This window comes from Streptomyces sp. NRRL B-1347, from assembly GCF_000720325.1.
Lineage (GTDB): Bacteria > Actinomycetota > Actinomycetes > Streptomycetales > Streptomycetaceae > Streptomyces.
The window spans coordinates 1-13,301 of the sequence record NZ_JOJM01000109.1 but is presented as its reverse complement, the minus strand read 5'-3'; the positions used below and the strand labels follow the sequence as shown (position 1 = coordinate 13,301).

The window sequence follows — 13,301 nt, the reverse complement described above, 5'->3', positions numbered from 1 at the left end:
AACGGTGCACGAACCGCTCATGCACGGCGTCCAGTTCACCCGCCCACAACCTGACATCCGCAAGGTCCCCACCCATAACCACACCAACGACCGACCTGGCCATCAGTCACGACAAGCACCGTTGCAGTACTAGGGGCCGCAACCGGGTGCCGTAGCGGGAGACGGTGGGCTGAGAGATCCCGAACAGCTCGGCCGCCAGAACCTGCGTGTTGTTGTGACGCAGGAGAAAGCAGAGCACGACCACTGCCTTCCACAGCGGCAGCGCGTGCGGCCGCCCGGTCAGCTTGTCCCAGTCGCGGACCCTGCGCTCGACGCAGAACAGCAGAACGTCAAGCTGATGCGGGCCCAAGCCAGTTGTACGGTGGAAGCGCATCGGTCCCCCCGCGCGCACGTGCCGGCATCCTCAACCTGCACGCTACGCCGAGGGGACCGATCCGGCACCTTCCCATCACACAGCAAAGACCGCCCCGGAGTCCTGAATAACCTTCCAGGCTCTCCTCCGACTGGCCCGTCAGCGCATCAGCGTCCTGTTCGCCATGCTTCACGAAGGCACCTTCTACGAACCCGCATCCCCGAGGACATCGAACTCGCCGCATGACCCCACAACCCAAACCATCCCAACCGAACCTACGCGCCTTGACGAGGGACATAGAGGCACCCCCGGCACACATCTCGTCGGGGCCAGGCGCTGAGCGAGTGCCTCCATTCCCGTGATTGTAGGTGCCCGCGGGGCGCCTGGCCGTGCGCCAAATGAGATGTGTGTCTAATGAGTGCATAACGTTGGAAACCGAGTGACGTTGAGCATCCAGGAGGCCGTGCATGACACAGCAAGCCCCGGACTGCATCACTATCCACACAGCGACCAGGCGTACTTGGGCACTACCGGGGAGCTTGAGCCTCCTTGCCGTGGCCAGCCTTGGGCTGTACCTCGCCTACCGCATGACCGATCGTGCCTACCACTGGCATCAACGCGACGCCCTTGTCTATTTCGACGCCAGCCGTCATCTGCCAGGCAGCGAGTCCGTGCTATACGGGCACCCCTACGGCGTCAGCAAGCTCCCCTTTACCTACCCGCCATTCACCGCCTTGGTCTTTCGTCTGCTGGGCACCGCCGGGTGGGACACCTTCCGTCTGTTGCTCCCAGTGCTGACCTTCCTCGCTCTCATCACCGCCTTGCGCAGCTCGCTACGCGCCTCGGCCATCGCACGGGCGTGGCCGCGTCATCGACGTGTGGCACTCTGCCTGGCCATCGCTGCCGCGTGCCTGTGGCTCACACCGATCTTCATCGCCTTCCAGGCAGGGCAGATCAACCTGTTCCTGCTCGCACTGATTCTGTGGGACTTCTCCCTGCACACCGAGTCCCGGTGGAAGGGACTCGGTGTGGGGCTCGCCGCAGGCCTGAAAATCACCCCTGCCATCTTCATCATCTACCTGCTGCTCACTGGCAGATACCGTGCCGCTCTGACCGCGCTCGGCACGGCAGGAGGGACCGTGTTGATTGGGGCTCTGGTTCTGCCACAGGCCTCACTGCACTACTGGAGCAGCATCGGCGGACTCAGCGGTGAAGCCACAGGCCACGGTCGAATCAATCTGGCCGCCACGCACAACCAATCCCTCAACGGTCTGGTCTTGCGCACCCTTGGCGACACACCCACCGCGCACGCCATCTGGCTTGCGGCAGCCTGCCTGACCGCTGTGGCGGGCCTTGCCTGCGCGGCGGCCGTCCAGCGGCACGGACACGAGCTATGGGGCGCCGTGCTGTGCGGCACAACCGCCGTCCTCATCTCCCCCCTGTCCTGGGCGCACCACTGGGTGTGGATCGTGCCCGCTCTTGCCCTGATGGTGACGAGCGCCCTGCAGATGGCCCAGGGCAAGCGCGCCCTCACCCTGCTCGGCGGTCTGGCCCTCTTGTTGTGGGCTTGGTATGCGGCTTGGCCGGTGGCGCTGCCGGAGCACCCGCCGAAGCTCAGCCCGGCCGGAATCATCGCCTTGCCACCAGCGAGCGATGCCGGACTACTGGAACATCTTTGGGAGTTCGTCCACCAGAACGCCTTCGTCGTCACCGGGTTGTTCGCGTTGTCCGCAGCAGCCGCCTGGAGCGTGATCAATCGCTTGCACGGGGACAGGGCGGTTACTCAGGTTGAATCGGCGATGTCCGGTTCGTCGATCAGCCCGTGAAGATCCAGGCCGGTGGTCGGCAGGCAGCCAGCGATCAGATGCGGCCGGTACTGGATCTTCTTCAGCTTCCGCTTGATCGCCCGGGTCAGGTGCGCGAGGTCGGTCGCGGCGAAGACGGCCAGCGGGGCCTTCCGCCCGGGAGGTAGGGGCCGTTTTGTGTGGTTGTGCGGCAAGGCTCATACTACGTGATGCTTCGTAGGCGACGGGGGTGAGCTGCCCGTTCGCCGAGTGGCGGCGTCAGGTATTGAGGCGGGTGAGCCAGCGGAAGAGGCGCCTTCGGCAGGCCGCGGGACCGTCGAAGCGCCGTCGGCCCTGGAGCGTCTCGCGTTTCAGGGCCGCGTGGAAGGACTCGCAGGCCGCGTTGTCCGCGCTCGTGCCGACGGCGCCCATGGACCGGGTGGCCCCCGCCTCGGCGCACGGTTCAGCGGATTGACGTGATCCGTATGGTGCCCCGTGGCCGCTGTGGAAGACCGCTCCGTCGAGGCTGTCGCGGGTGGCGGCTGCCATCTTCCGCGCGTCGGCGACCAGGTCCGTGCGCATGGGGCCGGCGGTCGACCAGCCCGCCACGCGGCGGGAGAAGCAGTCGATGACCGTGGCGAGGTAGAGGTGCTCGCCGTCACCGACAGGGAGATGGGTTATGTCGCCCATGTACTTCAGTTCGGCGCGGGTGCGGTGAAGTCCCTCTTGAACAGGTCCGGCACCGGCGTGGCTGGCTGCTCCGGGACAGTGGTGCGTACGCGCCTGCGCAGCCGGACGCCGGCGATGCGGAACTTGCGCATGACGCGGGCGGCCTTCTTCTCGTTGATGTGCATGCCGTGGGTGTCGCGGAGCTCGGCGGTGATGCGCGGGGCACCGTAGGTGCCGTCCGAGTCCGCGTGGACAGCCTTGACCGTCATGGCCAGGGCCTGGTCGTCCCGCTCGCGCCGGGCACGGGCCCCGCGTGAAGCGCGCCCTTTGCAGTAGCTGGAGCGGACGACGTCGAGTACCTGGCAGAGCCGCTTGACCGGGAAGGTCTCGCGCTGGTCCTCGATGAACCGGAAGCGGCTGGTCACCAGGCCATCCCGGAGGCGAAAGACTTCGTCGCCTTCCGCAGGATGCCGCGTTCCTGGGCGAGTGTCGCGTTCTCCTTGCGCACCGTCCTCAGTTCTGTGCGCAGGGCCGCTGTCTCGGCCTGGAGTTCCTCCTCCCGGCTGGGCTCGCTCACCGCGGTCGGCTCCTTGATCGTGCTCGTGGTGCTGCTGCGCTCGCCGCGATGGGCCCCTATCCAGTCCCGCAGCGTGCCCCGGCTGATCCCCAGACCCTTGGCCGCCCCGGCCAGGGTGAGGTCCGGATCGGACAGGTACAGCGCGACGGCGTCGGCCTTGAACTCCGGCGAGTAGAACTTCATCACCATAAGGGACATCTCCTCCTCGACCCCAGGCCAGGGCCGGATCGAGGTGTCCACCACCCCAGGGGAAGTGCCATCCAGTACCGGCCGCATCTGATCGCTGGCTGCCTGCCGACCACCGGCCTGGATCTTCACGGGCTGATCGACGAACCGGACATCGCCGATTCCACCTGAGTAGAGGCGGGCGATGTTGTGCCGGGGGCCCCATCAGGTACAGCGTTCATCCCTTCATGGTGACCACCCCAGACACCACGCACCAGGCCTCACCAGGATGGTTCCAGATGCAGCACCGGACTTCCCAGTGGACTCCGCTCGCGAGAGGATCCTCGGCGTGACGGGACGGCCGCCAGTGAGGTTCGTGGCGGCACAAGTGCGCAGTGTCGTTTCTCCGCTGGCGTGTGGAAGTGCGTGCGGGCGGGTGCGCACGGATGCGTCGGTTCCGGCTTGGTGTGCTTCGCTGATCTCCCTGGCGCACTTCGCAGGTCGTGACTGCATCAACGCGCGAGGGGGCTGCGCCTTGTGTGAACTGGGCAGATCGGGTCCATGGTGAGAGTGCTGTCCGCTCGTCACAGCAGCCTCCAACAGGCGGACTGGGCGGGTGTGTTCCCCCTTCTAGCGCGGATGAACTGTGTCGGCTGGCGAGGGAGATCCGGTGGCGCCTGGACGAGAGGGTGCGCGCCACAGCGTCAGTGAGTGTTTGTGCTGTTGGGGAGGCAACTCTTCCGTTCGCGACGAGATGGAGGAAGCAGATGCGCGCGTTCACTCTAGAGGATCTGGTTCAGGTTCTTGGCACGGTGACCAGTGATGCGGTGGATGTCGATGAGGGACGGCTGGACACTGACTTGACGGTCCTGAATGTCGATTCACTTGCCATGGTGGAGGCCGCCGACCGTCTCCAGGAGACCTACCGGTTGACGATCCCCGATGATGACGTTTCGGCCTTCCGTACACCGCGAGATCTGCTCGAGTACATGAACCGGCGTCTGGCTGAGGGCTCGGGAGTCCGGCAATGACGCTCACGGGGTCGGGTTCCTTGAAGTCCGGGTCGTCCATTGCGTGTCGTATCACGGGCCTTGGCGGCTATCGCCCACGGCAGGTGGTCGACTCCCGAGAGGTGGCGCAGCGGCTGGGAATCGCACCTGAGTGGATCACCAGCCGCACGGGAATCGAATCCCGTCGGCGTGCGGGTTCCGATGAGCCCTTGGTGGAGATGTCGGTGATGGCCTCGGAGCTGGCCCTCAAGGACGGTCAGGTGGATCCGGTACGGGTTGATTGTGTGGTGCTGGCCACGGCCACCAACCCGCAGCAGTTGCCGGCCATCGCGCCGCGTGTGGCGGCTGCACTTGGCGCGGCGAACGCTGCCGCGTGGGACATCAACGCGGCATGTGCCGGGTTCTGTCACGGCCTTGAGATCGTGCGAGGGCTGGTGTCCTCGGGGGCCGCGCGCTGTGCACTGGTGATCGGGGCAGATCGCATGCTGGACGTCGTCGATCCGATGGACCGCAATACTGCTCCGTTGTTCGCGGACGGCGCCGGAGCAGCCGTTCTTGAACAGTCAGCGAAGTGCGGTGTCGGCCCGGCGGTGTGGGGTTGTGACGGCCATCAGGCCGACGCTCTTGAAATTCGGCCGCCTTTTACAGGACGGCCCGATAATCATGGCGTCTCCGCCCCTTACCTGCGCTTGAAGGGTACGACGGTGGCCCGGTGGGCCGCCGGCACAGTGCCGGATGTCGCCCGCCGGGCCTTGGATGCCGCTGGGGTGGGCTGGAAAGACATCGGCGCCTTTGTGCCCCACCAGGCCAATCAACGCCTTACTGAACTCATCCTGGAGCGCCTCGGCGCTCCCCGCGGCATCGTCGTTGCGCAGGACGTGCGCACTGCGGGCAACACCGGTGGCGCATCCGTTCCTTTGGCCTTGTGGGAACTGGCGTCCTCCGGACGTGTGCGGCACGGAGATTTGGCCCTGTTGTTGGGGTTCGGTGCAGGTTTCAGTTTCGCCGGGCAGGTAGTGCGAATTCCCTGACGCCCCTCCTTGAGGGGCAGTTCACCTGACCTGCCGACGAGAAAGGAAGGGACATCCGGTGTCCAGGCTGCCTTACCCTGACTTCGATCAGCTTCCCGAACCCACAGCCGCAGCGTTGGCCGCGTTCCCGGTTCCAGTCAACATCGTGAAGCTATCGGCCCATGCCAGCACGCTCCTGCCTGGGCTGCTGGACATGGCCAAGGCACTACTGACCTCCCTCGAACTGCGCCCGCGGTGGCGGGAAATGCTCATTTTGCTCGTTGCTCACCACACTGGCTGCCACTACGAGTGGGAGCAGCACCTTCCACAAGCCGCAGGCGCCGGGGTCACCGCCGAAGACCTGAAGCTGATCACCGACGAGAGCCGAGTCAGCACGGATTCCACGGAACGGTTGCTACTCGCATTCGCTCGTACCTGCTTGGCCGACGGCCCATGGGACGACGCCGATGTTGCCGAAGCCGCCCAGCACTTTTCCGCGCGAGAAATCGTCGAACTCCTCTATGTTGTCGGTTTCGTCCGCATGTGCACCGGGGTGATCAACTGTCTTGCCCCGGACATCGACGACGCCCAGGCAGCACGCGCAGCCCACCGTGCCCGCTTCACCTCAAGTGTCCCTCACGATTCCGGCACCTCTGCAGGACAGGCCAAATCCGAGGAGAAGTCATGAGACTGCGTGTCGGTATCGTCGGAGGAAGTATCGCCGGCTGCGCGGTCGCCATCGCTGCGCGTCGTGCAGGCTGTGAGGTGACGGTCTTCGAGCGGTCAGCGCGGGACTTGTCCGCGCGCGGTTTCGGTATCGCGCTGCCCAACCCTCTCTGGCAGCGGCTCGTCGAGCAGGGCTACCTACCCCCCGGAGTCCCCTCATGCGTGGTGCATAGGCGAGTGTGGCTGACGCGGGACGACGTGACCCCCCATGGTCGGGAGCTCTGGCACCAACCGAGTTCGGCTCGCACGCTGAACTGGGCCACCCTCTGGCGGAATCTACGTACCCAACTCCCCGCTGACATCTACCGCACCGCGGCCCACGTCCAAGAGGTAGTCATTGGCCAGGAACATGGCCTGATCCGTCTTGGTGACGGCGGGGAAACCCGATGCCACGTCGTCGTAGGAGCGGACGGCGCGCGTTCCCTGGTGCGCCAGTGCATCGCTCCAGGAGTGCTGCCCACACACGCGAGATACGTGCTGTGCCGCGGGTCCGTTGCTGCGCAGCAGGTGGCGCCAATCGCGACGGCGATGCGGAACCTCGACGGCGCCTACGTGACCGTGATGTTCCAGCGGGGGCACGCGGTCTTCTACTGGATCCCGTCCTCCTCATCGTGCCGTACCTCCCCCCAACGCATTTTGAACTGGGCTGTCTATAGCCAGTCAGTGCCGATCTCCCCTCACGCCGCAGCCGAGCCGGCCCGACGTGTCTTGTGCGCCGCTCTGGAAGAAATGCCACAGGAATGGGCTGACCTTGTGCGGCTCACCTCACCGGAAGCGGTCACCACCCACCCCGTGGCCGACTTGACCATGCAGAGCTATGTCCGCGGCCCACTCCTTCTCGCCGGTGACGCGGGCACGATCGCACGACCTCATGCCGCAAGCGGCGCCGCCAAAGCCCTGGAAGACGCACTATTTCTAGAACGCCTTCTCGCTTCGCATGCGGACGTGGCGGCACTGCTTGCCGCCTACGACAAAGAACGTTGCCCGGCCGGCAACGACCTGGTGAAGATCGGACGCCGGATCGGCAGACACCAGGTCGAGGCTCCCCCTGACTGGAGCCGCATGACGGAACAGGACCTGCCGGCGTGGACCGCCTCAACGCTTGCCGGTAGCCCTCACTACCTCTACCAGCAGGGAGCGTGAACGCCGACTTCGTCCCATCCCCACCCGCAGACCTAGACAGGCAAGGACACCGCTCAATGGAGGCACACAGCGGCCAGGACATCGGGATCCTCTCCACCGGTGCCTACGTGCCGGACCAAGCCATCACCAACAGCATGGTGGCCCAGGGAGCGTCCGTGGAGGAATCATGGATCCTGCGCGCCACGGGTATCCACGAACGCCGACGGGCAGAACCTCACCAGCGCACCTCGGAAATGGCCGAGCCCGCAGCCAAGGAAGCCCTCGCCTGTGTGCAGGGCAACGTGGACGCCGTCATTGTCGCCACCTCCAGTCCCGACCAACCCGCACCCGCGACGGCCAGCTCACTCCAATATCGCTTGGGCATCACGGACAGACCCGCCTTCGACATCAACGCCGTGTGCGGAGGGTTCGTCTATGGGATGGCAGTCGCTCGCAGCCTCATCCTCACCCACGACGACATCTCCACCGTCCTCCTTGTAGGGGCGGACCAGCTCTCCAAGTTCACCGACCCGACGGACAGAAGTACGGCACCGCTTTTCGGCGATGGAGCCGGAGCCGTCGTGCTCGGCCCGGTGTCCGAACCCAGTGGAATCAAGGCGGTGAGGCTCACGGCCTTCAGCGAACACCACGACTTGGTAGGGATCACCACGCCGACCCCACAGCACGCCGACTGTCGTGCCAGGGCTGGAACGATCCACCTCAACGGCCGCCGCGTGCGCGACGTCTTCCTCGACAAGCTCCCCCTGCTTGTCCGCCAAGCAACACACGATGCGGGGTGGACGGTGCCTGAGGTCGACTGGTTCGTATTCCATCAAGGCAACCCCGCCATGCTCCGCGACACGGCAACACGTCTGAACATCAGCCCGGAACGGATCGGCATAACAGCAGACCTGTACGGAAACACCGGCTGCGCATCCATGCCCCTCACCCTGTACCACATGAACCGAGCCGCCCCGTTCGAGCGCGGTCAGCGCATCATTCTGGCCGGCGCAGGAGCCGGCATCACCGTGGGAGCACTTGCCTTGCTCTGGTAACGAGCACGCTCCTCGGCCCCCGCCCCTGACGCCAGCCGGCCTGGCAAGGGGAACCCGTCCACCTCTTTCGCCGGAGGGAACACCGTGAAGGAAATCCTGGACGCGATCCAGTCGCCGGACAGTGCACCGGCCGACTTCGCTGCTCTGCCCATCCCCAAGTCGTACCGCGCGATCACCGTGCACAAGGACGAGACGGAGATGTTCCAAGGGCTCGAGACCCGCGAGAAGGACCCGCGCAAGTCGCTGCACCTGGACGAGGTCCCGGTGCCCGAACTCGGCCCGGGCGAAGCCCTGGTGGCCGTCATGGCCTCCTCGGTCAACTACAACTCGGTGTGGACCTCGATCTTCGAGCCGCTCTCCACCTTCGGCTCCCTCGAGCGCTACGGCCGGCTCTCCGAGCTCACCAAACGCCACGACCTGCCGTACCACGTCATCGGCTCCGACCTCGCGGGCGTCGTGCTGCGCACCGGCCCCGGCGTGAACGCCTGGAAGCCGGGCGACGAGGTCGTCGCGCACTGCCTGTCCGTGGAGTTGGAGTCCTCCGACGGCCACAACGACACGATGCTCGACCCGGAGCAGCGCATCTGGGGCTTCGAGACCAACTTCGGCGGCCTCGCCGAGATCGCGCTCGTCAAGTCCAACCAACTCATGCCCAAGACCGACTACTTGAGCTGGGAGGAGGCCGCCGCCCCCGGTCTGGTCAACTCCACCGCGTACCGCCAGCTCGTCTCGCGCAACGGCGCGGGCATGAAGCAGGGCGACAACGTGCTGATCTGGGGCGCCAGCGGCGGACTCGGGTCGTACGCCACCCAGTTCGCGCTCGCCGGGGGCGCCAACCCCATCTGCGTCGTCTCCAGCCCCCAGAAGGCAGAGATCTGCCGCGCCATGGGCGCCGAGGCCATCATCGACCGCAACGCCGAGGGCTACCGGTTCTGGAAGGACGAGCACACCCAGGACCCCAAGGAGTGGAAGCGCTTCGGCAAGCGGATTCGCGAACTCACCGGCGGCGAGGACGTGGACATCGTCTTCGAGCACCCGGGCCGCGAGACCTTCGGCGCCTCGGTCTACGTCACCCGCAAGGGCGGCACCATCACCACCTGCGCCTCGACCTCGGGGTATAGGCACGAGTACGACAACCGCTACCTGTGGATGTCCCTGAAGCGCATCATCGGCTCGCACTTCGCCAACTACCGCGAGGCGTGGGAGGCCAACCGGCTGATCGCCAAGGGCAAGATCCACCCCACATTGTCCAAGGTCTACTCGCTCGAGGAGACCGGCCAGGCCGCCTACGACGTCCACCGCAACCGCCACCAGGGCAAGGTCGGCGTCCTCGCCCTCGCCCCCACCGAAGGGCTCGGCGTACGCGACGAGGAGATGCGCGCCAAGCACATCGACGCCATCAACCACTTCCGAACCTGAATCGGACGCCACACGACCTTTCCTCCCCCGAGGCTCCCAACCCAGCGCGTCTGCCCCTGCGCTCGACGCCCATGGCCAGGCAGCGCGAAATGCACCGGCCACCAGGCTCACGCCAGCCGCACCGACCTGCCATTGAAAGGCGCCCCATATGGCATACATTACTCGCCCTGCCATGGCATTCCCCTCTCACGAGATCACTACTCGAGAACTAGTCAGCCATCTCCGAGCCAATCAACCTGAACTCCCTCATTCAGAACGTGGATTCCACGTACTGTTCAACACAACGGTCGAGCGGCGCCGCTTTTCTCAGCCGCTCACGGCGTTTCGTGAGCTCAGCGATTTCGGCGAACGCAACAGGGCGGCATTCCAGAGCCTCCTGGACCTTTCAGAAAGAGCCTCTCTTCAAGCTCTGACCCAACTTGACCTAGGCCCCGATGACATTGACGCACTCATTACCCACCACGCGACCGGCCTGGCCCTTCCCGGCTTGGATGTTCACCTGGCAAATCGACTCGGCCTCGGCCAAGGAGCTCATCGACACCTCAGCCGCACTCCCATGACGCAACTGGGCTGCGCAGGAGGGGTCCAGGCTCTGATCAAGGCAGTCGACTACACAGCCTCACATCCTGGCGCCCGCGTCTTGGTGGTGTGCGCCGAGACCCTCGGCACGCTCATTCACTCATTCGAGACAAGCCTGGTCGACATGATGTACAAGGGCCTGGTCGGCGATGGCGCAGCAGCCTGTGTCGTAACCTCCGGGCAACCCAGCGCTCCGAGCATCCGTGTCATCGAGCCCACCACTGACGTCTGGGAGTACGTCCTCCCAGACAGCATCGCCTTCTATTCCATGACTTTCGATCACTCCGGACAACATTTCGGGAGCACCAAAGACGCACTCACTGCAGTCGACAAGGCAGCCCTGCCCATGTTGACTTGGATGCGAAGGGAGAAAACGGAATGGAGTCCAGACTATTGCGCGATCCACCCAGGTGGACCGCGCGTCCTCGACCGCATTTCCGGCGCTCTCGACATAGAAGAGCATCTGCTCCAAGAATCGCGTGCCAGCCTGCGCGAATGTGGCAACATCGGCTGCGTGAGTATTTTTGATGTACTCGCCCGAACCTTCCGTTCCTCAATTCGCGGCAAGGCGCAAGGGTTGCTCGCAGCTTTCGGCCCTGGGTTTACCTGTGCGGCCATCAAAGGCGAGTGGACCCCATAACCAGCCCTGACGGCGCCCAGCAAAGATGAGCCTCCCATGGGTTTACACCCAGGGCTGAACCTCGATCCACCGTGTGGTGGTGGGTCTGTGGATGGCGGAACGCGAAGAAGTGCCTTGTGACCTGCGAGGATGGGAGTTCCTGGGCTTCCGGCCCGCACGACCGGCAAGGCACTTCAGAAGTGAGATCTGCTCATGCTTCCGTCCGGCTTTCCGCCACGTTCGACGGGCCGAATCTGATCACGCACGCCGGGCCGGTGCCGGTGATGCGGCTGGCGGAGCGGTGCGGGCTGGACCGGGTGGTGGCCCAGAAGGTCCGCATCGTCGGTGCGAAGAACGGTGCCGGGACGGCCGCGGACGCGAAGGTGATGTCGATCGTGGGCGGTATGACCGCCGGCGCGGACAGCACCGACGATCTGGACGTGCTGCGCCACGGCGGGCTTGCCCGTCTGTTCGGCGGGGTACGGGCGCCGTCCACGCTCGGCAGCTTCCTGCGCGCGTTCACCTGGGGGCACGTGCGCCAGCTGGAGTCCGCGGCCAAGGCGTTCACCTGCAACCTCGCCGCCCGCACCGGCATGCTCACCGACGGCGACGGCCTGGTGTTCGTGGACATCGGCTCCAAGGTCAAACAGGTCTACGGCGCCGCCACGCAGGGCGCATCGCACGGATACACCAAGGTCAAGGGCCTGCACTTCCAGATCGTCACCGTCAAGACCGGCACCTGCGCGCCGATCGTCGTGGCCACCAGACTCCGCAGAGGCAGCGCGAACTCGGGCATCGGGCAAGGGGGCGGCCAGTCTGCTGCGCGAGGCGTTGACCACAGTTCGCGCGATGGGCCTGACCGGACGGATCGTGGTCCGCGCCGACTCGGCGTACTTCTCCCACCAGGTGGTGGCCGCCTGCCGCGAGCACAGCGTGGTCTTCTCCCTCGCCGTCGCCATCAAGAAGAAGATCCGCGAGGCGATCTCCGCCATCGACGAAGACGCCTGGATACCGATCCGGTATCCCAAGGCCGTCTTCGACGAGGCCGAACAACGCTGGATCTCGGACGCGGAGATCTGCGGGACACCGTTTGCCGCGTTCACCAGCAAGGCGAAGAAGTACCAGGTCACAGCGAGGCTGATCATCCGACGGGTGAAGCGCCTGAACCCCGTCTCGGTACCCGAGGGGCAGGGCGAGCCGTTCGCCGCCCACCGCCACCACGCGATCTTCACCGACAGCCCGTTCCCGCTGGTCCAGGCCGAGCCGATGCACCGCGAGCACGCGGTGACCGAGCAGGTCTTCGCGGACCTGGAGGACTCCGCCCTGGGACATCTGCCGTCGGGGAAGTTCACCGCGAACGCCGCCTGGCTCACCCTGGCCGCCACCGCCTACCACCTCACCCGGGCCGCCGGGCACCTCGCCGGCGTCTTCCACGCCAGGGCGCGGACCGGCACCATCCGCCGCCACCTCATCGCGGTTCCGGCCCGGATCGCCCACCGGGCCCGCGACCTCGTCCTGCACCTGCCCGAACGCTGGAGATGGGCCGACGACTTCACCGATCTGCGGACCGCGACGGGCCACCGGCTGCGGACCTGACCAGCGCGTCCCCGCCCGCCCACAACCAAGGACCTCGGAGACCCCGCACCGGACGGCCACCCGGAATCCGCGCTGCCCACGAAGCGGAAACCACCGGCCAGCCACCCGAATCCGAACTCACCAATTCACGCGGTGGATCGAGGCTCAGTTGATGCTGCTCAGCGACGATGGGCATCGAGGCTTTGGAGGAAGGTGTACTGGCCTGGGCTGTGCAGGGTGGTGCGGGTAGGGGCGGGAGCGTTGCGCCATGGCCAGGGCTGGCGCGGAGGCGGGGGGACGAGGTTGCTTCCGTTGTCGCCGTCCCACATCCGCCCGTGGGGATCAGGGATTGTGCCCCAGCCCTGGTAGGGCAGCGGTCGTTCGGGCACAAAGTCCAGGACGGTGGCCACGTTGAGGGGATGGGCTTCCATCTGGCAGATGTGGCTCCAGTGGTTACCCAGGTCGAAGGTGTAATGGAATTCCTCTCCTGGCTCCACGACGTCGCGGACGCGGGTTGTTTCGGCGTCAAGCTCGGCCCCAGTACTACAGCCGTGACTTGTGTCCGTGTCCGGTAGTCGGGTGACGCGTTGATGTCTGTGTGGATACGCGGTGGGCGGTGCAGGTCTGGTCGGGTTGGTT

General features: G+C 65.7%; 8 protein-coding genes and 4 pseudogenes. 9 read left to right on the top strand and 3 right to left on the bottom strand.

All coding sequences use genetic code 11. The annotated features are described in order from the left end of the window. Positions 1-106: 106 nt before the first annotated feature. A complete protein-coding gene (locus tag IG74_RS0142150) occupies positions 107-349 on the bottom strand; it encodes a transposase family protein (RefSeq protein WP_158858038.1) in 243 nt (80 codons plus the stop codon). A gap of 557 nt (positions 350-906) precedes the next feature. Here IG74_RS0142150 and IG74_RS48830 point away from each other — a divergent pair. Beyond that, positions 907-2,178 carry a glycosyltransferase 87 family protein gene (locus IG74_RS48830; protein ID WP_158858036.1) on the top strand — a complete coding sequence of 424 codons (1,272 nt, stop codon included), beginning with the start codon at positions 907-909 and terminating at the stop codon, positions 2,176-2,178. Here the strand turns inward: IG74_RS48830 and IG74_RS50320 are convergent. Further along, a pseudogene (locus IG74_RS50320) lies at positions 2,136-2,309 on the bottom strand (IS630 family transposase); the annotation flags it as partial. The gene IG74_RS48830 and the pseudogene IG74_RS50320 sit on opposite strands and share 43 nt — an antisense overlap. 37 nt (positions 2,310-2,346) lie before the next feature. Then, a pseudogene (locus IG74_RS50315) lies at positions 2,347-3,571 on the bottom strand (IS3 family transposase); the annotation flags it as partial. Positions 3,572-4,314: 743 nt separating this feature from the next. Between IG74_RS50315 and IG74_RS0142130 the strand changes: the two are divergent. The 8 genes and pseudogenes from IG74_RS0142130 to IG74_RS54875 all read left to right on the top strand — a co-directional run bounded on the left by IG74_RS0142130 (position 4,315) and on the right by IG74_RS54875 (position 12,683). Next, entirely contained in the window at positions 4,315-4,578 is a 264-nt protein-coding gene (locus IG74_RS0142130; protein WP_030688560.1) for an acyl carrier protein, read from the top strand. Continuing rightward, positions 4,575-5,588, top strand: coding sequence for a beta-ketoacyl-ACP synthase 3 (locus tag IG74_RS0142125; RefSeq protein ID WP_030688558.1), 1,014 nt, complete (start codon positions 4,575-4,577; stop codon positions 5,586-5,588). The genes IG74_RS0142130 and IG74_RS0142125 overlap by 4 nt, the downstream gene beginning before the upstream one ends. Positions 5,589-5,781: 193 nt before the next feature. Then, positions 5,782-5,928 (top strand): annotated as a pseudogene (locus tag IG74_RS54500) (carboxymuconolactone decarboxylase family protein); the annotation flags it as partial. Between the two features lie 92 nt (positions 5,929-6,020). Then, a complete protein-coding gene (locus IG74_RS52550; protein ID WP_324607536.1) occupies positions 6,021-7,436 on the top strand; it encodes an FAD-dependent monooxygenase in 1,416 nt (471 codons plus the stop codon). Positions 7,437-7,492: 56 nt separating this feature from the next. Beyond that, the gene (locus tag IG74_RS0142110) at positions 7,493-8,470 is read left to right on the top strand and encodes a 3-oxoacyl-ACP synthase III family protein (protein ID WP_030688549.1); all 978 of its coding nucleotides are present in this window, start codon (positions 7,493-7,495) and stop codon (positions 8,468-8,470) included. A gap of 84 nt (positions 8,471-8,554) precedes the next feature. After that, the gene (gene ccrA, locus IG74_RS0142105; protein WP_030688548.1) at positions 8,555-9,889 is read left to right on the top strand and encodes a crotonyl-CoA carboxylase/reductase; all 1,335 of its coding nucleotides are present in this window, start codon (positions 8,555-8,557) and stop codon (positions 9,887-9,889) included. Positions 9,890-10,061: 172 nt separating this feature from the next. Continuing rightward, positions 10,062-11,108, top strand: coding sequence for a PhlD (locus IG74_RS48810; protein ID WP_158858034.1), 1,047 nt, complete (start codon positions 10,062-10,064; stop codon positions 11,106-11,108). A gap of 179 nt (positions 11,109-11,287) precedes the next feature. Continuing rightward, positions 11,288-12,683: pseudogene (locus IG74_RS54875) on the top strand (IS1380 family transposase). The last annotated feature ends 618 nt before the right edge of the window (positions 12,684-13,301 follow it).